The sequence below is a fragment of the Herbaspirillum sp. DW155 genome (assembly GCF_037076565.1).
Classification (GTDB): Bacteria; Pseudomonadota; Gammaproteobacteria; order Burkholderiales; family Burkholderiaceae_D; genus Herbaspirillum.
In genome coordinates, this window is the sequence record NZ_AP029028.1 from 169,976 (window position 1) to 190,430 (window position 20,455).

Sequence of the window (20,455 nt, forward strand, 5' to 3'; positions counted from 1 at the left end):
CGTCCCCCTCACGACAAGGTGGGCGGCGCCTCGTGCATAACAAGGAATTCACATGGCTCTTCAACGCCAACATATCGCCTCGGCCGTCCTCACGGCCCTGGCGGCCTGGTCCGTGTCGGCTTCGGCCCAGACTGCGGATGCCACCGCTGCATCTTCTGCCGCGCCCGCCGCCCCCGCCGCCTCCGCCTCGCAACCGGCCCTGCAACCCATCGTCGTCACCGCCACTCCCTTCGCCTCGGACGAAAACGTGCAAGTGCTGGCCCCCGCCAAGGTCATTGCCGGCGACGAATTGCGCAACAAGCTCGGCAACTCGCTGGGCGACACGCTCTCGGGCGAGCTGGGCGTATCGGCCTCGGCCTTCGGCGCCGGCGCCTCGCGTCCCATCATCCGCGGCATGGAAGGCCCGCGCGTGATGATCCTGCAAAACGGCATGGGCGTCTCCGACGTCTCCACCGTCTCCAACGACCATGCCGTAGCCACCGAAGCGGCTACCGCCCGCCAGATCGAAATCCTGCGCGGTCCGGCCGCGCTGCTGTATGGTTCGGGTGCCATCGGCGGCCTGGTCAACGTGGTCAACGACCGCATCCCCACCGAACTGGTCGGCAAGCCCACCGGCACCGTCGAAGCCCGCTATGGCACCGTCGATGGCGAGAAGAACACTTCCTTCTCGGTCGATACCTCGGCCGGCCAGATCGGCCTGCACCTCGATGGCAACTACCGCGATACCGACAACACCAAGATCCCCGGCAACGCCCGCCAGGGCGACAGCAGCAGCGCCTCCGGCCGCCTGCCCAATTCTTTCACCCATGAGACCAGCCTGGGCGGGGGTCTGTCCTACGTCGCCGACTGGGGTTACGTCGGCTTGTCGGTGGCGACCCTGGATGATCATTACGGCATCCCGACCGATGAAATGTCCTTCATCGATCTGCACCAGAACCGCTACGACCTCGATACCGTCGTCAACAAGCCCTTCGCCGGCATCGAGAAGTTCCGCTTCCGCATGGGCTATACCGACTACACCCACATCGAGAAGGCGCAGGATGGCACGCCCAACACGGTCTTCTCCAACCGTGCCCTGCAGACCCGCTGGGAATTGATGCACGCGCCGCTGGCCGGCTGGCACGGCACCTTCGGCGTACAGACCGAGCAGAGCAACTACTCGGCCCTCACGCCCAACACCGGCGCCTCCGAACTGACCCCGCCGACGCGCTCGTCTTCCTTTGCGGGCTTCCTGGTGGAAGAGCGCCAGTTCGGCCAGGTGCTGGCCAGCGCCGGCCTGCGCGCCGAGAGCGTGAGCCGCCGTCCCGACAGCGGCAGCGGCCTGCCGGGACGCGACTTCAGCCTGATCTCCTGGTCTGGCGGTGGCCTGTGGACCTTCCAGCCCGGTTACGGCCTGGGCCTGACCTACTCCTTCGCCCAGCGCGCGCCGACGGTGGAGGAGTTGTACTCCAACGGTCCGCATGAATCGACCTCGACCTACGACATCGGCGACAACCAGTTGAAGAAGGAAACTTCACACAACATCGAACTGAGCCTGCAGAAGACCGAAGGACTGGTGCGCTGGAAGGGCAACGTGTTCCGCAACAAGGTCAACAACTACATCTACGGCCGTACCAACGGCCAGGTGAACGACTCCGGTGTGGCCGATCCCAATGGCGAATTCACCCAGCGCTTCTGGTCGCAGGGCGATGCCACCATCCGCGGCGTGGAAGCCGAGGTGACCTACAACTGGAACGGTGAAGGCGTCTCCGGCCGGCTCTTTGCCGACACCTCGCGCGGCACACTCGACAATCTCGGCAACCTGCCCCTGCAGCCGGCCACCCGCTACGGCGTCGAACTGGGCTACAAGACCGGCCCCTGGGCCAGCGGCGTGAAGGTCTTGCGCGCGCAGAAGCAGGATCGCCTGGCCTCCTTCGAAACCTACGCAACTCCGTCCTATACCCAGCTCGATGCCAACCTGTCCTACACCCAGCGCCTCAACGGCGTGAAGCTGACCTGGTTCGCGCTGGCGCGCAACCTGCTGAACCAGGACATCCGCTTGTCCACTTCGGTGCTGCGCGAGACGGTGCCGCTGGGTGGCCGCAACTTCATCGTGGGGGTACGCACCGCCTTTTGACCGATATGAATGAAACGTCAGCTGCCCCAGGCAGCGGCGTCCTCGGGTGCCGGTGGGAGACTGCGCCTCCCGCCAGCGCGGTTTGCCCGGCCGCCTCCGCAAGGAGGCGGCCGGGCTTTTTTTTGCCTGTATTGCGCGTATGAACGACTGTGTAATTTTTCAGATTTTCTGCTGGCCGATTACGGGGCCGGGGGGAAATCCAGAACAGTATCGTTCACACGGTTGAACAAATTAGTGAAGGTAATCGCAGTGACCGCCAGCAGCGTATCGACGATCTGAGCATCACTGTAGACAGCCCGCACGCGCTCGACCGCACTGGCCTCGACGGTGCCACGGGTGGCGACCAGGCTGCGGGCGAAATCGGCCAGTACGTCCAGCTTGTCATCGCCCGAGGGCCGGGCGTGGCGCACGCCATCAATGGCCTGGGCCGACAGGCCGAGCTTCTTCCCCATGAGTGCATGGGCGGCCAGGCAGTAGTCGCAACCGGCCTGTTGGCTCACGGCCAGCTTGATGGCTTCGATTTCCTTGGCCGACAGGCTGCTCTTGCGCAGCGCGCCGTCCAGGTGCAGGGCCGATTCCAGCGCCACCGGGCTCAGGGTGCCGATGCCGGCGTAGGCGTTGGGCACCATGCCCACGGCGGACTTGATGGCGGCAAACAGTTGGGCGGCCTGGCCGCTGGCTTCGCTGATGGGGGCAATGTTCAAACGGGACATGAGGGTTCTCCTTGATGAGGATGAGCGCGGCGGCGTGGGCGGGATTGCCGGTGGTCCGTGGTGCGCATGGGTGTACTGTAGGCCTCCAGGGTGGAATTATGAATGCCTGAAAATGACATAAAATTGCTCAAAATGCTCATCGAAGGAAAATCATGGATGCCCTCAGCCGCCTCTTGTCCCTGCATCCGGTGCGGGCTGCGCTGGATATCCGCTGCCGCTTCGGCCAGCCGTGGAATCTGCCGCACGACGCCTTGCCGCCAGGGGTGGCGCCTTATCACTTCATCCTGGAGGGCAGGGCGCAACTGCAACTGCGCACGGGCGACATCCTGCCCCTGGAAGCCGGCGACCTGGTAGTGCTCACGCGAGGGTCTGCCCATGATCTTTTCGTCACGCCCGCCGCCGAGGCCATCGCAGCCCGGTCCGGCCTGACGGCGGCACCGGTGCGGCTGAAGGTCAACGACGACAGCGCAGGCGGCGAGCAGCCGCTGTCGGATTTCCTCTGCGGGCAATTTCATTTCGATGCCCCGCACTCCAATGCGCTGGTGCAGGCCCTGCCGGAAGTGCTGCTGGTAAGGGGCGCCCTGCTGCCCGAGGGCGATGGCCTGCGCACCCTCGCCACGCTGCTGCGCAGCGAATGCGGCGGTGCCGATGGTCGCGGAGAACTGCGCGCCGGTGCCCAGGCCGTGGTGGCGGGGCTGGCGGCGGCGCTGTTTGGCCTGGCCCTGCGCGCCTGGCTGGCCCAGGGCGGACCGCAGCCGGGTTTGCTGGCGTTGCTGGCCCATCCCGGCCTGCAGCCGGCGCTGCAGGCCATGCTCGAGGCCCCGCAGCAAGACTGGACGCTGCCGGGTCTGGCCGCACTGTGCCACATGTCGCGCGCGACCTTCGTGCGGCGCTTCCAGGAGGTGGGGGACGCCACGCCGGGCGAGATCCTGCAGCAATTGCGCATGGCCCGCGCCGCGCAGCTATTGAGCTACAGCAAACTGGCCACCGCGCAGATCGGCGAAGCTGTGGGTTATCAGTCGGAGGCGGCTTTCAACCGCGTGTTCAAGAAATTCAGCGGCATGGGGCCGGGTGCGTATCGGCGCAAGGGGAGGGACGCGGCGCCGGAAGGGATGCCGGAGGCAGGCAGCCTCAGCGGATAGGCAGGCGGATGGTGTTCTTCACTTCTTCCATCACGGCGTAGGTGTGGGTCTCGCGCACGCCCTTCAACTGGAGCAGCGATTTGCCCAGAAATTCACGATAGGCATTCATGTCCTTGACGCGCGACTTCACCAGATAGTCGAAGCCGCCCGCCACCATGTGGCATTCCATGATCTCGGGGATGCTCTGCACGCTCTTCTTGAATTCGGCAAAGACATCCGGCGTGGTGCGGTCCAGCACCACTTCGATGAAGACCAGCAGGGACACGTCCAGCAATTCCGGATTCAACTGTGCCGCGTAGCCCAGAATGTAGCCGGCCTCCTGCAGCTTGCGTACGCGCTCCAGGCAAGCGGCCGGTGACAGGTTCACGCGGGCGGCCAGGTCGACGTTGCTGATGCGGCCGTCGTTTTGCAGCTCCGCCAGAATTTTCTTGCTGATCTTGTCGAGTCCGGCCATGGTTTCTGAACTTTATTCAGTTTAAAAAATATAGAGAAAATTTTATTCCGATTATAAGGGGAATAAGCGCGCCTAATATCAAGGAAGAGTCAATAGAATCCTCCCTCATAAAAAACATAACGTAATGCGGGCATGAAGCGCGGTTCACCTCGCTTCTGCGCGGATCACAGCAGTATCTCGGCAAGCGTGTTGACGAGTTTTGTTTGCCAGGGCTGGCCTGCGCGTGGCGGTGAGAACCGGCCTCTCGCGGTCAGTCCAGCATCAACGGAATGCGCTGCCCCGGCCCACAAGGTCGGGGATGGCGCAAATCCTGCTTTTCCGGCGTTTTCAATGCAATTACCCACCGCAGTCTGACTTTCTAGAAGAGAGGAAACACCCCATGTTCAAACGCGTCTCCGGACTCAACATCATCGCCGCCTCGCTGGCGCTGATCCCTGCTTTCGCCATGGCGCAGGAAACCCAGGTCGTCAAGATCGGTTTCTCCAGCCCGCTGACCGGTCCCCAGGCATCGGCCGGCAAGGACAACCAGGGCGGTCTGATGATGGCCGTCGAGCGTCTGAATGCGCAACCCATCACCGTGGGCGGCAAGAAGATCAAGTTCGAAGTCATCGCCGAAGATGACCAGGCCGACCCCAAGCAGGGCGTGGCCGTGGCACAGAAGCTGGCCGACCAGGGCATCAAGGCCATCGTCGGTCCCTACAACTCGGGCGTGACCATCCCGGCCTCGCGCGTCTACAACGATGCCGGCATCGTGGTGGCCACCGTGGCCTCCAACCCCAAGATCACCCAGCAAGGTTTCGCGACCCTGTTCCGCGTGGCCGCCAGCGACAGTCAGCTGGGCGGCAAGATGGCCCTGTATGCCGCCAAGGAACTGAAGTTGAAGCGCGTGGCCGTCATCGATGACCGCACCGCCTACGGCCAGGGCCTGGCCGAAGAATTCGCCAAGGTCGCCAAGGCCAACGGCATCGAAGTCATCAGCAAGGACTTCACCAACGACAAGGCCACCGACTTCACCGCCATCCTGACCTCCATCAAGGGCAAGAAGCCCGACGCCGTGTTCCTGGGCGGCTACGCTCCCCAGGGCGGCCCGATCAAGCGCCAGATGAAGCAACTGGGCATCGACGTGCCCCTGATGGGCGGCGACGGCATCTGTTCGCCGGAAATGGGGCGCCTGGGTGGCGACGCCATCGGCGAAAGCGTCTACTGCACCCAGGGCGGCACCATGCTGGACAAGGCCAAGGATGGCAAGGTCTTCGCTGACGACTACCAGAAGAAGTTCGGCCGTCCTGCCGAAACCTATGCAGTCTCCTTCTACGATGGCATGATGCTCATCGCGCAAGCCATGAAGCAGTCCAACTCGGTCGAACCCAAGACCTTCGGCCCGGCCCTGGCCAAGATCAGTTACAAGGGTGTGGCCGGCCAGTACGACTTCGACGAAAATCACGACCTGAAGCAATCGCCCGTGACCGTCTATCGCTTCAAGGATGGTCTGCCGGTTCCCCTGACCAGCTACTGATCGGTCCTCGGTCCTTTCTCTGGCCCGGTCCTGCCGCCCGCAGTCGCGGGCGGCGCGCCAGGCTCCAGTCCCAGCTCCACATCGCAGTATCCCGCTTCCCGCCGGTTCCGACCGGCCCGGGAGCGGTTTGCCGTACCCGCTTGCGGTGCCGATGCCGTCGCCGCAGTGTTACCCTCTGCCCTGGCGGACCCGCAGCATATTCGGAAGGAAGACCATGCTCAGCTACACCCGTACCGTCCAGACCATCGATGCCCACACCGGCGGAGAACCGCTGCGCATCGTGGTCTCGGGCCTGCCCAAGATCCCGGCCGGCACCATCCTGGAGCAGCGCGCCTGGCTGCGTGAACATCGCGACGACCTGCGCCGCTTCCTGATGAACGAACCGCGCGGCCATGCCGACATGTACGGCGCCTACCTGCTGCCACCGGTCACGGCCGGTGCCGACTTCGGCGTCATCTTCATTCACAACGAAGGCTACAGCGACATGTGCGGCCACGGCATCATCGCCCTGGGCAAGGTGCTGGTCGAGATGGGCTACGTCGAACGCACGCAGCCGCAGACCCGCATCTGCTTCGATGCACCGGCCGGTTTCATCGAGGCCTTCGTCGAGTGGGATGGCGTGCGCGCCGGCAAGGTCAGCTTCAACAATGTACCCGCCTTCATCTATCGCCGCGACGTCGAGGTCGAGACGCCCGGGTTTGGCAGGATCACGGGTGACATCGTGTTCGGTGGCGCCTTCTACTACTACATCAATGCGGCGCAGGCCGGTCTCACGGTCAAGCCTGAACTGGTGCGCCAGCTGATCCAGCTGGGTGCCGAGACCAAGGCCGCCGTCATGGCCAAGGTCGCCATCGCGCATCCGCTGGAGCCGGGCCTCAATACGCTGTATGGCACCATCATCGACAGCGAACCCAATTTCCCCGGCGCGGACCAGTCCAACGTCTGCATCTTCGCCGACCGCGAAGTGGACCGCTCGCCCACCGGCACCGGCACGTCAGGACGCGCCGCCCAGCTGTTCCTGCGCGGTCAGCTGGCGTTGAACCAGAACTACGTCAACGGCAGCATCGTCGGCAGCAATTTCGGCGTGCGCGTGACGGCCGCCACCAAGGTCGGCGACTTCGACGGCGCCCTCACCGAAGTGAGCGGCTACGCCCATATCATGAGTACCAACCAGTGGGTGCTGGAAGATTCCGATCCCTTCCCGACCGGTTTCTTCCTGCGCTGACTTTTCCCACAGGATTCCCATGCACATTCTCGATTCCCGCCAGACCACGCAAGCCCTGCCTTATCGCATGCTGGTCGATGCCCTCGCACGCGCCGCGCAGGAACTGGCCAGCGGCGCCATCCGTGCCCCCGAGCGGCAGGTCGTTCCCATCGATGGCAACAGTGTGCTGCTGGGCATGCCGGCCATCGCCGAGGATCTTGCGGTGACCAAGCTCATCACCGTCCATGCTGACAATGCCCGCCATCAACTGCCGGCCATCCAGGGCGAGGTGATCGTCTTCGAGACCCACACTGGCCGCCGTCTGGCCTTGATGGATGGTCCCACCGTCACTGCCCGCCGCACTGCTGCCATGAGCATGCTGGGCATCCGCACGCTGTTGCCACGCACGCCGCAATCGGCGCTGCTCATCGGCACTGGTGCCCAGGCGGCCGCGCATGCCGATGCGCTGGTGGAAGTCTTCGGCGTGCGCCAGTTCTGGGTCGCCGCGCGTGACCTCGCGCGCACCCAGGCTTTCTGCCAGTCCATCAGCGAACGCCAGCCGCAAGCCGTGGCCAGTCCGCTCCCGGCACAGATGTTGCAAGAGAATCTGCCACGCACCGATGTGGTGATTGCCCTGACCACTTCGCGCGTGGCCGTGATCCCCGAACAGATCGCCGCCGATACGCTGGCCATCGGCGTGGGGGCCTTCAAGCCGGACATGGTGGAGTTCCCGGCGAGTCTGCTGCACGCGCGCCGCATCGTGGTCGATGACCTGGCCGGCGCGCATCACGAAGCAGGCGATCTGATCCAGGCCAAGGTGGACTGGGCGGGCGTGGTCGGCATCGGCGACGTGCTGGCCGGCAAGGCGACGGTGGACACGCTCGACAGCGCGGGGGCGCTGCCGGTGTTCAAGACCGTGGGCCAGGCGGCGTGGGACCTGGCGGCAGCGCGCGTGATGCGCGCAACACTGGGAATATGAAATTTGCGCGTGCATGCGCGCTTAATTTAATAAATAATTTACGCTTTTTTGCGGACGCTCCCGCGTCCGCCGTTTCCTTGCAATTTCCTGACGTTTCACAACAATCATCCTCCTGAAGGAGACACCGTTTCATGGACATTTTCATCCAGCAGATCATCAACGGATTGGTGCTAGGCAGCATGTACGCACTGATCGCCCTGGGCTACACCATGGTGTACGGGGTGCTGAACCTGATCAACTTTGCCCACGGCGACATCCTGATGGTCGGGGCCATGGTCGGCCTGTCGATCCTCAAATTGGTGCAGCAGGTGGCGCCTGACCTGCCGGGCATCGTCAAGCTGATCATCGCCATCGTCGGTGCGATTCCGGTGTGCGTGATCGTGAGCTTGCTGATCGAACGCATCGCCTATCGTCCGCTGCGCAATGCGCCGCGCCTGGCGCCGCTGATCACCGCCATCGGCGTGTCGATCCTGCTGCAGACCTTCGCCATGATGATCTGGGGCCGCAGCCCCCTGCCGTTCCCGCAGATCATGCCCTCGACCCCGGTCAACATCGCCGGTGCGCTGATCTCGCCGACCCAGATCATGCTGCTCATCCTGGCGCTGGCCGCGATGATCGGCCTGGTGCTCATCGTGGAAAAAACCAAGATGGGCCGCGCCATGCGCGCCACCGCCGAGAACCCGCGCATCGCCGGCCTGATGGGCGTGGACGCCAACCGCGTCATCATCGTCACCTTCGGCATCGGCGCCGTACTGGCGGCGATTGCCGGCGTGATGTGGGCCGCCAACTATTCCACCGCGCAATTCGCCATGGGCTTCGTGCCGGGCCTGAAGGCCTTCTCGGCGGCGGTGCTGGGCGGCATCGGCAACATCTACGGCGCCATGCTGGGCGGCATCCTGCTGGGCCTGATCGAGAGTCTCGGTGCCGGTTACATCGGCGACCTGACCGGCAACTTCCTGGGCAGCAACTATCAGGACATCTTCGCCTTCATCGTGCTGATCATCGTGCTGACCCTGCGCCCCTCCGGGATCATGGGTGAGCGTGTGGCGGACCGTGCCTGAGTTTTTAAGATTTAAAACCTTAAAAACTTAAAAACAGAAACTTAGAAACTTAAGAAATCGGAAGAGAACACTATGGCTCTCATGACCTTCGACATGAAGCGCAACCCCCAGCAGGCGCGGTTCAGCCTGCTGGCGCTGTTGGCGCTGATGATCATCTTCCCCATGATCGCCCAGCATTTCGGCAATTCGTGGGTGCGCATCATGGATATGGCGCTGCTCTACATCATGCTGGCCCTGGGCCTGAACGTGGTGGTGGGTTTCGCAGGCCTCTTGGACCTGGGCTACATCGCCTTCTATGCCATCGGCGCCTACAGCGCCGGTCTGCTGGCCTCGCCCCAGTTCGCGCAGGTGATCGAATCCTTCGTCAACACCTATCCTGCCATCGGCAATTTCCTGGTGTGGCTGTGCGGTCCGCAGATCGTGCAGAACGGCATCCACCTCTCGCTGTGGCTGATCGTGCCGATCTCGGGCGTGCTGGCGGCGCTCTTCGGTGCGCTGCTGGGCGCGCCCACCCTGAAGCTGCGCGGTGACTACCTGGCCATCGTGACGCTGGGCTTCGGCGAGATCATCCGCATCTTCATGAACAACCTCAACGCCCCGGTGAACATCACCAACGGTCCGCAGGGCATCAACCTGATCGATCCGATCCGCGTGTTCGGCGTCTCGCTGGCCGGCGAGCCGGGGTCGGGTTCGATGGTCAAGGTGTTCGGCATGAGCCTGCCTTCGGTCAACGCGTATTACTACCTGTTCCTGGTGCTGTGCATCTTCGTGATCTTCTTCTCGTCCCGCCTGCAGGATTCGCGCCTGGGCCGTGCGTGGGTGGCCATTCGTGAAGATGAGATCGCGGCCAAGGCGATGGGCATCAACACCCGCAACGTCAAGCTGCTGGCCTTCGCCATGGGCGCTTCGTTTGGTGGCGTGGCTGGTGCCATGTTCGGCGCCTTCCAGGGCTTCGTTTCGCCGGAATCTTTCTCGCTGACCGAATCCATCGCCGTGCTGGCCATGGTGGTGCTGGGCGGCATTGGCCACATCCCCGGCGTGGTGCTGGGAGGCGTGATCCTGGCGGCGCTGCCGGAAGTGCTGCGCCACGTGGTGGAGCCGCTGCAGATGGCCATCTTCGGGAAGGTGTGGATCGATGCTGAAGTGCTGCGCCAGCTGCTCTACGGGCTGGCGATGGTGATCATCATGCTGACCCGTCCGGCTGGCCTGTGGCCCTCGCCGCGCCATGAAGACCGTCCCGAAGTGGACCATACCAAAATCGGCACGACCGGCGAAGTCAAAGCCTAAGCCCTATCAGGAGCACAGAACATGACACAGACACTGCTCAAGATCCGCGACGTCAGCAAGCGTTTCGGCGGCCTGCAAGCCTTGAACGGCGTGGGCATCACCATCGAGCGCGGCCAGATCTATGGCCTGATCGGCCCCAACGGTGCCGGCAAGACCACCTTCTTCAACGTCATCACGGGCCTGTATCAACCCGATACCGGCACCTTCGAACTGGACGGCAAGCCCTATTCGCCGAGCGCTCCGCACGAAGTGGCCAAGGCCGGCATCGCGCGCACCTTCCAGAACATTCGCCTCTTCGGTGAAATGACCGTGCTGGAAAACGTGATGGTCGGTTGCCACGTGCGCACCAAACAAAATGTCTTCGGTGCGGTGTTCCGCCACAAGGCGGCACGCGATGAGGAAGAGGCGATCCGCGCCAAGTCGCAGCAGCTGCTGGACTTCGTGGGCATCGGCCAGTTCGCCAAGCGCACGGCGCGCCACCTCTCGTATGGCGACCAGCGCCGTCTGGAAATCGCCCGCGCCCTGGCGACCGATCCGCAACTGCTGGCGCTGGACGAACCGGCGGCCGGCATGAACGCCACCGAGAAGCTCGGCCTGCGCGAACTGCTGGTGAAGATCCAGGCCGAGGGCAAGACCATCCTGCTGATCGAACACGACGTGAAGCTGATGATGGGCCTGTGCAACCGCATCACGGTGCTGGACTACGGCAAGCCGATTGCCGAGGGCGTGCCGGCCGACGTGCAGAAGAACCCGGCGGTGATCGAGGCCTACCTCGGTGCAGGACATTAAGCGAGACCACAGAACATGACAACCAACATCCTCAAAGTCGAACAACTGAGCGTGGCCTATGGCGGCATCCAGGCCGTCAAGGGCATCAGCCTGGAAGTCAACGACGGTGAACTGGTCACCCTGATCGGCGCCAACGGCGCGGGCAAGACCACCACCTTGAAGGCCATCACCGGCACGCTGCCCAGCAGCAAGGTGGATGGTCACATCTACTATCTCGGCCATCCCTTGAAGGGCAAGAAGTCCTTCGAGCTGGTCAAGGACAAGCTGGCGATGGTGCCGGAAGGCCGTGGCGTCTTCACCCGCATGAGCATCCAGGAAAACCTGTTGATGGGCGCCTACACCAGCAATGACAAGGGCCAGATCCAGGCCGAAATCGACCGCTGGTTCGAGGTCTTCCCGCGCCTGAAGGAACGTGCGGCGCAGATGGCGGGCACCTTGTCGGGTGGTGAACAGCAGATGCTGGCGATGGCGCGTGCGCTGATGAGCCATCCCAAGCTGCTGCTGCTGGATGAACCGTCGATGGGCTTGTCGCCGATCATGGTGGAGAAGATCTTTGAAGTGATCCGCAATGTGTCGGCGCAGGGCATCACCATCCTGCTGGTGGAACAGAACGCCAAGCTGGCGCTGCAGGCGGCGCATCGCGGTTACGTGATGGAGTCGGGTCTGATCACCATGGAAGGGCAGGCGCAGCAGATGCTGGATGATCCGCGGGTGAAGGCGGCTTATCTGGGAGAGGGTTGAGCTGATGAGATAATCCGTAAATGATATAAATCATTTGTGGTCCATCGATAAAAAAGCGCAGCCTTGGCTGCGCTTTTTTACTTGGAGGCAGACTGAATCACCTGCATGAATCTTTCTGATGGCGACATGGGCAAGTGTTAGCGGCCAAACTCAATGCTCTTCAATGCGCGCATGAAGTCTCGATAATGCAGTTCGTTCGGCTCCCGGGGATTACGGTCCCGGGCAAGGCAGGTGGCGAACTCCAGGCTATTTTTCTGATTGCCGAGCAAGGCGATGAAACATCGTTGTGGCCGCTTGGGCGCCAGGTCACCCATTTCGTTTCTGGTCGGCTCGGTGCGCCGCGTCCAGAGATAGCCGGTCCAGTCCTTGCCGTGAATTTTCTCCCGCTTGATCTCATCGGGCTGTCTCGCCCACAGAAAATCCACACCGTACTCGTTGAGCTGTATCGCATCATCCTCCTGATCCAGGTGGCCCGTGCGCGAAGGGACGGCGATCCAGTCCGAGATGCCTGAAGCGAGATAGTCCTGCGTAGATTGTCGCGAGAGAAACCCTTCCGTGTTTGCCAGCAGTCCGGGGCCTGAAAAGTCCTCCGGATAATGGCCCATCTGAAGTACTTTGGCACCAGGATAGTGTGGAAGCGCAGTACAGGTGATGATGGGTGAGCTGCTCGGTGGACGCATCGAAAAATGACAGGTCTCCTTGATCCTGCGCTGCTTGAATTTGAAAAGAACAGCTGCGTTAGCGGCGACCGAATCGATGTGGCAGCTTAAAGCGAGACACAACATCAGGAAAGAAATCAGTATCTTCATTGAAGAGGATTTTTCGTGGGACCAGGAAGACAGATTTGGTTCTGTGTTCATGGAAAGTGAGTGCTTCATTGGCTGTCGAAAGTGATGCTGTAGATCATCTTCATGAAGTCGTCCACATCGAACTCTGCCGGGTCGGTTTTTTTTCCGTTACGCGGCAAGCAGATGAGATCGGAGTACAGCGTCATGGTCGCATTCCCGATGATCAGGAGAAAGCATTCTTAATCTGGCGAGCAAAGTCGTTATGCTCAAACTGATTCACGAAGTAGCCGATGCTCATCGCCCGATAGGAATCAGTCAATTGCCGATCCCCACTGCAACTAACCCCGTCAATCGTGTCGACCAGCGTGAGTGCGAACCCGCAGCGATTCCGCATTTCCACACCCAGATAGATAGGCTCTTGGTCGACCGCTGCTGCGTCAGCGGAGAACGATATTGCTGCAAGCAGGGAGATTTTCGCGGCCGTGGTAATCCAGTTCATTGTCTGTCCCTTCGCTGGGCTTGGACCTTGGTATCTTTCGTTTGTTTATCGTCCCCGAGTAGCTGCTCAAGATATGACAGATACTTCATTTGTCGGAAGGAATCGAACCCCGATGTTTGACGGAATCCGCAATTTGCCTCGCGAGCTTGAAGAATTCCTTCTTAGGGACTGGCTTGATGCCGCGCTTGATGGCTTGCTGGGCGTCCCGGATGACATAGAGCATGAGGTCAGGGGTATCGACCTTGGCATCGGGATTACCCTGGGTCACGACCAGGTAGCCGAAGTCTTCGGTGATCTTGTCGGTTCTGATCATTCGAACCTTGGATTCCACTGCACGCTGACCAGCGAAGGGGATTTTGTTGTGGCGACGGAATTTCAGGAGGTTTTCTATGGAATCGTAGTCTTGGTAGTCTTGCGTCCAGAAGAAATTGGATTTGTAGATGGCGGTAAAGACCTCTGGCCTCATGTATTCCCCCGGTCGACCAGCAGAGCGATCCTCAAGAAAGATTGTGATGTCCGGATGATCTTTTAAGCGATATGTCGTTCCAGCTAATCGTGCTTCGTTCTCGACGTCCTCCACAAAGAGGAAGGGCATACAGACGCCAGATCGCTGCGGTATGGTGAAATTTGCCCGATAACCGATATTGGTGACGATCTTTTTAAGAATTTCTGTTTCTCGACTGATCTGATCTTTATCCACGGATGACATTAAGGTCACCGCATGGTTGTTGACTACGAGTGCAACTAGAAAGAACAGATTGGCGCGTATGGCAAACTTTGATCCATCATTCGCGTAAATCGTCTCGAATGGATTCTCCGGATCTTCTGAACGGCGATATTTCTCCGTCAGTACATCCTCTCTCGCGCTCACGCCGAATTCGTCGGCTTTCTTTAGAAAGCTCGAGATTTCCGAGGGGCGGAGTTGATTGGAGATCTTTATATTTCCACCGTAAGAGAACCAGCTGTATCCTGCACGCACTCCGTCCGAAAAGAAAAATCGCGCACTCGAGCTGTCTTCAAGAACAGCTTTCGTCGGCGTGATCGCGATATCGGCATCACCGGGAATGGATATTTTCATGCGTCCCACGCAATCGGTACGCCAATCCAGCTTTTCAGTCGCGCTTGCGCAAATGGAAGTTGTGATGAGCGTGATTGCTGTAATCGAACGTAGCCGCGTCATTTTATAAATATTTTCCATTATGCTTCCTTGTCGGCTGAGGATCGAGATTGTGTCACCATTGATTGCGCAATCTTCGGACTGCCAAAATGAGATTTGTCGTTATTGGCGACCAAACTAGTTGGATACGGAAAATTATTTTTTTCGCCTTCCGACCAGTGGATAGGAAGTGCGGTGATAAAGCCTTTAATCTTATTCAGTTCGCTTACCGCTCCTTGCTCATGTCGATGGCGGCTCCAGAACTCATTCTCGAATGGTAAGGATGACGACGGATATCCTTGCGTAGTGGATGCAGATCTAGGCCATCTCTTTTCGTGATCCCAGTTGGGAATGATTGAGCTAGCCTTCTTTTTATATTTGCTCCAGCTGCGGGGAATATAATCAAACACCGCCTCATAAGCCGCAGCATTCTCCTCAGCCTGTTTCTGAATCGCCCGCCAGCTCGCCGGACAAGCGGGCTTATCGATTGCCGACAGCAAGTGGTCCGCAGGTCTAACGCCACCGACAGCACTTGGCTTCAATCCGATCGCAAACAACTTGCGCCAGATATCCATGCGCAGCTTGCGCGCAAAATCCCTGACCGGTCGCTGCACACCATCGCCACACAGATCGGCCGTGCTGTTTTTCTGATCCGCGACCAGCAGGGCAATTTCTGAGTCGCCTTCGCCATTGAGACTGCGATCATTGATGTTGGCGCTGCCGAAGAGGGCATAGCGGTCATCCACGATCATCAGCTTGGTGTGCACATAAACTTGCTCGGTCACGTAACGCTCACCCAGTTTGGCCCAGTTGCGCAGATTGAGTAGCGTGACGTAGTCGAAGCAAGCCTCCATCGGAATGTGCTCCAGCTCCTTATGCATGTCCTGGTTGGTGTCGGCAAACATGCGCTTGTAGTTCTTGTCGCCTTGGTCTCTGAGTTGACGGGCGCGCAAGGCGCGGCGGATACCGTTGAGCAAGCTGTTGGTGCCGAAGGATATCGTCTGCATGGTCCAGTAGATTTGTACGGCCACCGATGCGGTGGTGAAGAAATCACCTTCAGGATGCACCGGCAACGTAATGTAGACGTGGAAGGGCTGCGGTTCGGCATTGAGGATGGCGCGCGTGATGCGTTTGATCAGGGCTTCACAGATGGGATTCGTGGGGGGCTCGTAGAGTGAAGAGCTCTTGTTGGCATCATTTTGGCGTAATGTCCAGCTTGCGACTTTACTTAGGCCGTGCTTTTGTGCGTTGATGAAATTGGCTGCCGGAGAAAGGTCTTGTCCAGGTTTTTGGCCATCCACAGAGGGTTCGTCATGAACCGGCTTCCCCATCTTGCCTACAAAGAACTGGTTCTCAATGTAGACGAAATGATCGGCCTTCTCGATCAGCTTGCACATCGCTTGCTTGATATGGTCCTCGCAGACTGCGGCGGTTTTTCCGTTGCGGTGATTCTCTTTCTTGCGCAGGCCCGCAGGGGCGCTGCGTAACACTTGCACCATGGCTGATCCCGCCGCCGCAAACTGTTGTGCTGGAGGGGGCGATGGCAGGCGAGGGCCGCCGCTGGCGTTCCATCGATCCACGAAGTTGCTCAGGATATCCGCTACGCTCGGGCCTTCCATGCGCACATGCATGTCTTGCCAGGGCATACGGGCCTGGCGGGCCGGGTCCAGAGTGAATGGGGCCGGAGAATCGATGCCTGCGCCATTGGTCATGAGGTCCAGTAGTTGTGGTTCGTCGTAGGGGATCTGCCACTTCCCGCCTTTGAGTTTCTGCCGTTCGGTCAGCAGCAAGACATCCGGAGCCAGGGACAGCGGCTTCATTGGTGGTGCGGAAGGTGACGGTGGCACGGCGAGGCCAGGATGTGAAGGCTGATTGTCCTGACCCAGGCTGATCGGGTTCACCGTGTCCGTGAAGGGCACCGCCAGCAGGGCCGGAATGCAGGGGTTGTAGCGATTCATGACCTCCCGCCCTTGCTCATCGCACTTGAGTGAGAAGCGCTCGTCATCGTAGCGGCCGTAGGCCACGTCGATGCCGCCGACATAGGCGTAGCGCCGATCAATGATGATGGTCTTCTGGTGGTGGCTGAAATACGCTTTGTTGGTCAGGTTGAAGCTGGGAGAAGCGATCGCCAAGACGGTGCCCGGTGCCACATCCGGTTCCTGGTTGATGCTCTTGAGGACCCGAATGGTGGCCACATCGTAGGTGCGCACCGGCCGCGTGTCATCCCAGGGCATGACGTAAATTTTCATGCCCTTCTTGCGGGCGGCCTGGAGCAGCACGTCATAGAGCCGCTTGCCCGGTGCCATCAGTGCGTCCCAGTTGATCTGCCAGCCGGCAATGCAGATCTCGCTGCTGGCGTTCTCCATCTTCTCGATGAGGTCGGCAAAATAGGCTTTGCCCGTCACGAAGGCATGCAGGTCGTTGCCATCGCGCTTGGGTGCATAGACGTGATCGTCGTCGATCCAAAGACCGCTTGTGACGGTGGTCTTGAACGTCCCATCCGTCCCGGCAATGATGCTGGTGCTTCTGCTGGTTTGATCCAGATCCATGGTGGCCATGACTTACTCCTTGAGTCGCTTGAGCAGGGGCGTGCCTCGGGCCTTGCCGGTCTCTTTCCGTGCCAGGTCCAGGGTGCCGGTATTGAGTCCACGGCCGGCAACCTGGGCGTAGTCGTCGCTGTAGCCCATGGCATTGAGCGCGTGCATATGTTTCTGCATGTCGTTCCACGATGGATCGTGGCGCGCGATGTCAATGTTCTGTACATGGTCCAGATAGACCAGCCAGAGCTGTCCGGGTTGGGCGTTGTAGGCGCTGAGCAGGGCTTGCTGATCGGCCTCGGAGAGGATGATCTTCCCTTGGCCGTCGCTGTGGCCGTGGAATAGCTTGTCGGTCACCGCCAGCGCCTGCTGCCCACTCTCGGCCGCCACGATGCGCCAGGGTGTATTCGGCAGTGCCAGGCCATGCGGGCCCGGGACGTCCTGGGTCCGCAGATCGATGTCGAGCTTCTTGATGTCCACCGCCGTCCGTGGGAGGACCGGTAACTGCACGAGATGCTGGATGGGCCCATCCAGCAAGGTCTGCCCCGCATGCACGGTCAACTTTCCCGGACACAACACCGTAATGTTCCCGCCATCAATGGCGATACTGGCCCCACCCGCCGTGGCTAGCGTGATCCTGCGGGCCGCTGCCCAGTTCACGCCCGCATTCGCGCTGACGATCCGCAACTGATCACGCGCCTGCACGGCCAGTCCGCCGGACTGTGCCTGCACATCGATGTCGCGCTGTGCAGCGATCATCTGCAGGCCGATGCCCTGGTCGCCGGCAGCAGTTGCCCCGGCCAGCAATCCGATGGCCTGCTGCGTGCGCAGCCGGAATTGCTGACCACTGACGTGCTGGGCATCCTGTCCGACGATCAGGCTGACGCCCCCGCGATTGGCCATCTGCAGATGCTGTCCGGCCACCACGCCCAGTCCTTCCTTTGCAGCGATCTGGATCAGCGGCGTGCTGGTGGCAGGCAGTTCCTGCTGCGCGATCTCGGCCTGTCCGTCAATGGCCTGCTTCATCGCATCGGGTCCCTCTGCCATGCCCACCGTGCGATGTGTGCGGACTGCCTCGCCGAAGGTCTTGCTGAGGTGTGCAGCCTGTCGTGCCATCGCCCGCTGGCCCATGTTGTCTCCAGCGGGGTCACGATGCTGGGCGCGATGTTCCACCCGATAACTGGAGAACAGAATGCCGCGTCCCGCACGTATCACCCCATAGGCATCGGTACGCAATTCCACGCCCGTGCCACGGAAGCTGCCGCGATAATTGTCGGCGCTGTGGATCAGGTGACCCAGGTTCAGTTCGGTGCCGGCCTGGGTGGTCTTGAGCTGGATGCGGCCACGGTCGTTGCTGTCGTCGAAGAGCAGCTGGTTGTATCCCCAGCCACCAAACTCCTTGGAGCGGATGCCCCATTGCGCAGCAGAATTGCGATGCCCGTCGAGATCGGCACTGGCACCATGCCAGGTCGGCGCGTGACCGCCCGCCAGATTGCCCTGGCCGCTGATGGCGGTATCGCCGGCTTGTTGAAAAATCTGGATTTCGGCAGAAACCTTCACCTCGCCACCGGGCGTTGCAGCGACACCGCCCTCCCCACGGCCGTTGTAGAGGGCACCGAGCACAATCGGTCGCTCCAGGTCGTTTTCGATGAATTGCACGAGGACTTCCTGCCCGATGCGCGGCAGGAACTGCATCCCCATGCCCGGTCCGGCGCAGCGCTGGCCCACCCGTACCCAGCAGGTCGCGGCCGCATCATCGTGCCGTCCCTGCCAGTGGAAACGGATGCGCACGCGGCCCAGCCGGTCGCAGCAGAGTTCATCGGGACCGTTGGGCTGAGTCTGCCCCCGGTCGCCGACCACGATGGCGCTCTGGCTGCCCTGCGCCAATGCATGAGGCCGGCGCTCCAGGCCCGTGCCATCGGCCAGCACGGGGCGCCAGGGGATGTCGGCGCGGATTGCTTCGAACACATTGGCGTATCCCATGCGGCGCGCCAGCGCGATCAAGTCCTGATCGCTGGCCAGAGTCGCTGCCGTCCCGGTGGTCTTGAGGCAGGCAGCGATGGCCTCGTCCAGCAGGACCGGCAAGGGGCCGAACAATTCGGCCAGTGCCGCTTCGGTCTGCGCAGGCAGATTGTTGACGCCCACACCGAGCACCGAGAGCACGGCATAGTCACGTTCCTGCCCGGCCAACGGTCCCTGCATCAAGGCGAAGCGCGATCCCGCCTGCAAGCTGCGCACCGTGCCGCGTCCGCGCCAGAGCTTGTTGCGGGCTTCGGCGGCTTCCATCATCAGGCGTGCGTGGCGGTCTGCGGCGTGGCCGTCGTCATGGGCGAACGGGCCTGCGCTGTCGTAGCTTTCCAGCCAGGGTGCAGCGCGGCCGCCGAATGCATGATGGGTGGGGATGCTTGAGGCGATGGCTTGTTTGTTCTGGTAGTCGTAGGCCAGCAGCGTGTAGCTGGCCGCTTGCAGGCTGCGGCAGGCGGCCAGGGCATGGATGACGTCCCGTTGCTCCTGCTCCCGGGCGCCATGAAAGCGGATGCCGCGATGGGCCGCGCTGGTCGCATCTTCGGGAAAGGAACTGCGCGCAGTACTGTCGGCAAAGATCACCATGCGATGTCCCTGCGGGCTGGCTGCATGTTCTTCCATGCGCCATGAGAGCCCTTCACCGGCCAGCAGGCGGCTGATGAAATCGAAATGCGTCTGACGGTATTGGACGGTATAGCTGCGCAGCGGCAAGCGGCCCAGGCACGTCAGCGCATCGGCAGACCAATGCCAGTCGGCATGTTGCGGGAATTCACGGAAGACGTCTTCGACCACTTCCAGCAGGCTCTTGTCTTGCCAGACGCGGCTGGTGCTGGCTTGTGTGAGCAGCCAGAGCCAGGGCGCCAGACGCAGGCGATAGCGACAGAAACCGCCATCACCACCCAGTTTGGCGACTTCATGGATCAGCCCGGTACTTCGCCGGACACCGCCGTCGGCCAGGCGCATCTCCAGCGTGGCGCGGCGACCCAGCAGGGAACTCGGCGCTGCATCCGCCTCCAGGCTCAGGACGATCACTTCGGTAGCGCCCACCGCATGCAAGGCGTCGACAGCGGCGTAGGCCTCGACCAGGAAACGGTCTTCGGTCTGACCGGCAATATCCAGGCGGTACAAGCGCGTTGCCGCAGAAAAGCGGATCAGGCGGGAGAGCAGACGGCTGGTGGTATCCATGACGGGGGGCGGTGTGCAATGACGGGCCGCCATTCTTGTTCGGCAAGTTTGCCTTGCCGGAAAAGTCACCGAAATCCTGGGTAAAGCTCGAAAGGAGCCGAAGAATCCATCGAATAATTTCGGATTCGCGCGGACCTCGCCGTCATGGCGTCGGCAGCTGGCGGCTTTGCGCCCATATCGCCCCGGAAGCCGCGACAGCTCTGCCTGTCCTGACCATTCCACCGGGATGTGGAAAATTTAAAATCGTATAAATTAAATTTTCA

General features: G+C 61.2%; 16 protein-coding genes. 9 read left to right on the top strand and 7 right to left on the bottom strand.

The window, feature by feature from the left end; all coding sequences use genetic code 11:
• Nucleotides 1-52 precede the first annotated feature (52 nt).
• A complete protein-coding gene (locus AACH55_RS00860) occupies nt 53-2,116 on the top strand; it encodes a TonB-dependent receptor (protein WP_338717510.1) in 2,064 nt (687 codons plus the stop codon).
• Nucleotides 2,117-2,295: 179 nt separating this feature from the next.
• Here the strand turns inward: AACH55_RS00860 and AACH55_RS00865 are convergent, their stop codons facing one another.
• Entirely contained in the window at nt 2,296-2,829 is a 534-nt protein-coding gene (locus AACH55_RS00865) for a carboxymuconolactone decarboxylase family protein (RefSeq protein ID WP_338717512.1), read from the bottom strand.
• Between the two features lie 152 nt (nt 2,830-2,981).
• On the opposite strand from AACH55_RS00865, the gene AACH55_RS00870 reads away from it, so the two are divergent.
• The gene (locus AACH55_RS00870; protein WP_338717513.1) at nt 2,982-3,971 is read left to right on the top strand and encodes an AraC family transcriptional regulator; all 990 of its coding nucleotides are present in this window, start codon (nt 2,982-2,984) and stop codon (nt 3,969-3,971) included.
• On the opposite strand, the gene AACH55_RS00875 is transcribed toward AACH55_RS00870, so the two are convergent.
• A complete protein-coding gene (locus AACH55_RS00875; protein WP_008334229.1) occupies nt 3,961-4,425 on the bottom strand; it encodes an Lrp/AsnC ligand binding domain-containing protein in 465 nt (154 codons plus the stop codon). The two genes, AACH55_RS00870 and AACH55_RS00875, sit on opposite strands and share 11 nt — an antisense overlap.
• Before the next feature lie 379 nt (nt 4,426-4,804).
• Here AACH55_RS00875 and AACH55_RS00880 point away from each other — a divergent pair, with 379 nt between their 5' ends.
• The 7 genes from AACH55_RS00880 (at nt 4,805) to AACH55_RS00910 (ending at nt 12,002) form a co-directional block, all read left to right on the top strand.
• The gene (locus AACH55_RS00880; protein WP_338717514.1) at nt 4,805-5,941 is read left to right on the top strand and encodes a branched-chain amino acid ABC transporter substrate-binding protein; all 1,137 of its coding nucleotides are present in this window, start codon (nt 4,805-4,807) and stop codon (nt 5,939-5,941) included.
• Between the two features lie 214 nt (nt 5,942-6,155).
• On the top strand, nt 6,156-7,166 hold the full coding sequence (gene lhpH / locus AACH55_RS00885) for a trans-3-hydroxy-L-proline dehydratase (RefSeq protein ID WP_338717515.1): 1,011 nt from the start codon (nt 6,156-6,158) through the stop codon (nt 7,164-7,166).
• Between the two features lie 19 nt (nt 7,167-7,185).
• On the top strand, nt 7,186-8,124 hold the full coding sequence (locus AACH55_RS00890) for a delta(1)-pyrroline-2-carboxylate reductase family protein (protein ID WP_338717516.1): 939 nt from the start codon (nt 7,186-7,188) through the stop codon (nt 8,122-8,124).
• A gap of 131 nt (nt 8,125-8,255) precedes the next feature.
• Complete coding sequence (locus AACH55_RS00895; protein WP_338717517.1) at nt 8,256-9,185, top strand: branched-chain amino acid ABC transporter permease; 930 nt, start codon at nt 8,256-8,258, stop codon at nt 9,183-9,185.
• Nucleotides 9,186-9,257: 72 nt separating this feature from the next.
• Nucleotides 9,258-10,472 (top strand): ABC transporter ATP-binding protein, encoded by a 1,215-nt coding sequence (locus AACH55_RS00900; protein ID WP_338717518.1) that lies wholly within the window; start codon nt 9,258-9,260, stop codon nt 10,470-10,472.
• Between the two features lie 21 nt (nt 10,473-10,493).
• Nucleotides 10,494-11,261, top strand: a complete 768-nt coding sequence (locus tag AACH55_RS00905; protein WP_338717519.1) for an ABC transporter ATP-binding protein — start codon at nt 10,494-10,496, stop codon at nt 11,259-11,261.
• A 15-nt stretch (nt 11,262-11,276) separates the two neighbouring features.
• Complete coding sequence (locus AACH55_RS00910; RefSeq protein WP_338717520.1) at nt 11,277-12,002, top strand: ABC transporter ATP-binding protein; 726 nt, start codon at nt 11,277-11,279, stop codon at nt 12,000-12,002.
• A gap of 137 nt (nt 12,003-12,139) precedes the next feature.
• Here AACH55_RS00910 and AACH55_RS00915 read toward each other — a convergent pair whose 3' ends face one another.
• The 5 genes from AACH55_RS00915 to AACH55_RS00935 form a co-directional block, all read right to left on the bottom strand.
• Nucleotides 12,140-12,862, bottom strand: coding sequence for a hypothetical protein (locus AACH55_RS00915; RefSeq protein ID WP_338717521.1), 723 nt, complete (start codon nt 12,860-12,862; stop codon nt 12,140-12,142).
• 151 nt (nt 12,863-13,013) lie between these two features.
• Nucleotides 13,014-13,289: a hypothetical protein gene (locus AACH55_RS00920; protein ID WP_338717522.1), complete on the bottom strand. Its 276-nt coding sequence runs from the start codon at nt 13,287-13,289 to the stop codon at nt 13,014-13,016.
• A gap of 85 nt (nt 13,290-13,374) precedes the next feature.
• Complete coding sequence (locus AACH55_RS00925; protein WP_338717523.1) at nt 13,375-14,487, bottom strand: hypothetical protein; 1,113 nt, start codon at nt 14,485-14,487, stop codon at nt 13,375-13,377.
• Nucleotides 14,487-17,003 (bottom strand): phospholipase D-like domain-containing protein, encoded by a 2,517-nt coding sequence (locus tag AACH55_RS00930; RefSeq protein WP_338717524.1) that lies wholly within the window; start codon nt 17,001-17,003, stop codon nt 14,487-14,489. The genes AACH55_RS00925 and AACH55_RS00930 overlap by 1 nt, the downstream gene beginning before the upstream one ends.
• Before the next feature lie 3 nt (nt 17,004-17,006).
• The gene (locus AACH55_RS00935; protein WP_338717525.1) at nt 17,007-20,192 is read right to left on the bottom strand and encodes a type VI secretion system Vgr family protein; all 3,186 of its coding nucleotides are present in this window, start codon (nt 20,190-20,192) and stop codon (nt 17,007-17,009) included.
• Between the last annotated feature and the right edge of the window lie 263 nt (nt 20,193-20,455).

What these genes read in the sequence shown, in the direction of transcription:
- AACH55_RS00860 (WP_338717510.1), top strand. Translation starts at nt 53, where the DNA reads ATGGCTCTTCAACGCCAACATATCGCCTCGGCCGTCCTCACGGCCCTG.
- AACH55_RS00865 (WP_338717512.1), bottom strand. Translation starts at nt 2,829, where the DNA reads ATGTCCCGTTTGAACATTGCCCCCATCAGCGAAGCCAGCGGCCAGGCC.
- AACH55_RS00870 (WP_338717513.1), top strand. Translation starts at nt 2,982, where the DNA reads ATGGATGCCCTCAGCCGCCTCTTGTCCCTGCATCCGGTGCGGGCTGCG.
- AACH55_RS00875 (WP_008334229.1), bottom strand. Translation starts at nt 4,425, where the DNA reads ATGGCCGGACTCGACAAGATCAGCAAGAAAATTCTGGCGGAGCTGCAA.
- AACH55_RS00880 (WP_338717514.1), top strand. Translation starts at nt 4,805, where the DNA reads ATGTTCAAACGCGTCTCCGGACTCAACATCATCGCCGCCTCGCTGGCG.
- lhpH (WP_338717515.1), top strand. Translation starts at nt 6,156, where the DNA reads ATGCTCAGCTACACCCGTACCGTCCAGACCATCGATGCCCACACCGGC.
- AACH55_RS00890 (WP_338717516.1), top strand. Translation starts at nt 7,186, where the DNA reads ATGCACATTCTCGATTCCCGCCAGACCACGCAAGCCCTGCCTTATCGC.
- AACH55_RS00895 (WP_338717517.1), top strand. Translation starts at nt 8,256, where the DNA reads ATGGACATTTTCATCCAGCAGATCATCAACGGATTGGTGCTAGGCAGC.
- AACH55_RS00900 (WP_338717518.1), top strand. Translation starts at nt 9,258, where the DNA reads ATGGCTCTCATGACCTTCGACATGAAGCGCAACCCCCAGCAGGCGCGG.
- AACH55_RS00905 (WP_338717519.1), top strand. Translation starts at nt 10,494, where the DNA reads ATGACACAGACACTGCTCAAGATCCGCGACGTCAGCAAGCGTTTCGGC.
- AACH55_RS00910 (WP_338717520.1), top strand. Translation starts at nt 11,277, where the DNA reads ATGACAACCAACATCCTCAAAGTCGAACAACTGAGCGTGGCCTATGGC.
- AACH55_RS00915 (WP_338717521.1), bottom strand. Translation starts at nt 12,862, where the DNA reads ATGAACACAGAACCAAATCTGTCTTCCTGGTCCCACGAAAAATCCTCT.
- AACH55_RS00920 (WP_338717522.1), bottom strand. Translation starts at nt 13,289, where the DNA reads ATGAACTGGATTACCACGGCCGCGAAAATCTCCCTGCTTGCAGCAATA.
- AACH55_RS00925 (WP_338717523.1), bottom strand. Translation starts at nt 14,487, where the DNA reads ATGGAAAATATTTATAAAATGACGCGGCTACGTTCGATTACAGCAATC.
- AACH55_RS00930 (WP_338717524.1), bottom strand. Translation starts at nt 17,003, where the DNA reads ATGGCCACCATGGATCTGGATCAAACCAGCAGAAGCACCAGCATCATT.
- AACH55_RS00935 (WP_338717525.1), bottom strand. Translation starts at nt 20,192, where the DNA reads ATGGATACCACCAGCCGTCTGCTCTCCCGCCTGATCCGCTTTTCTGCG.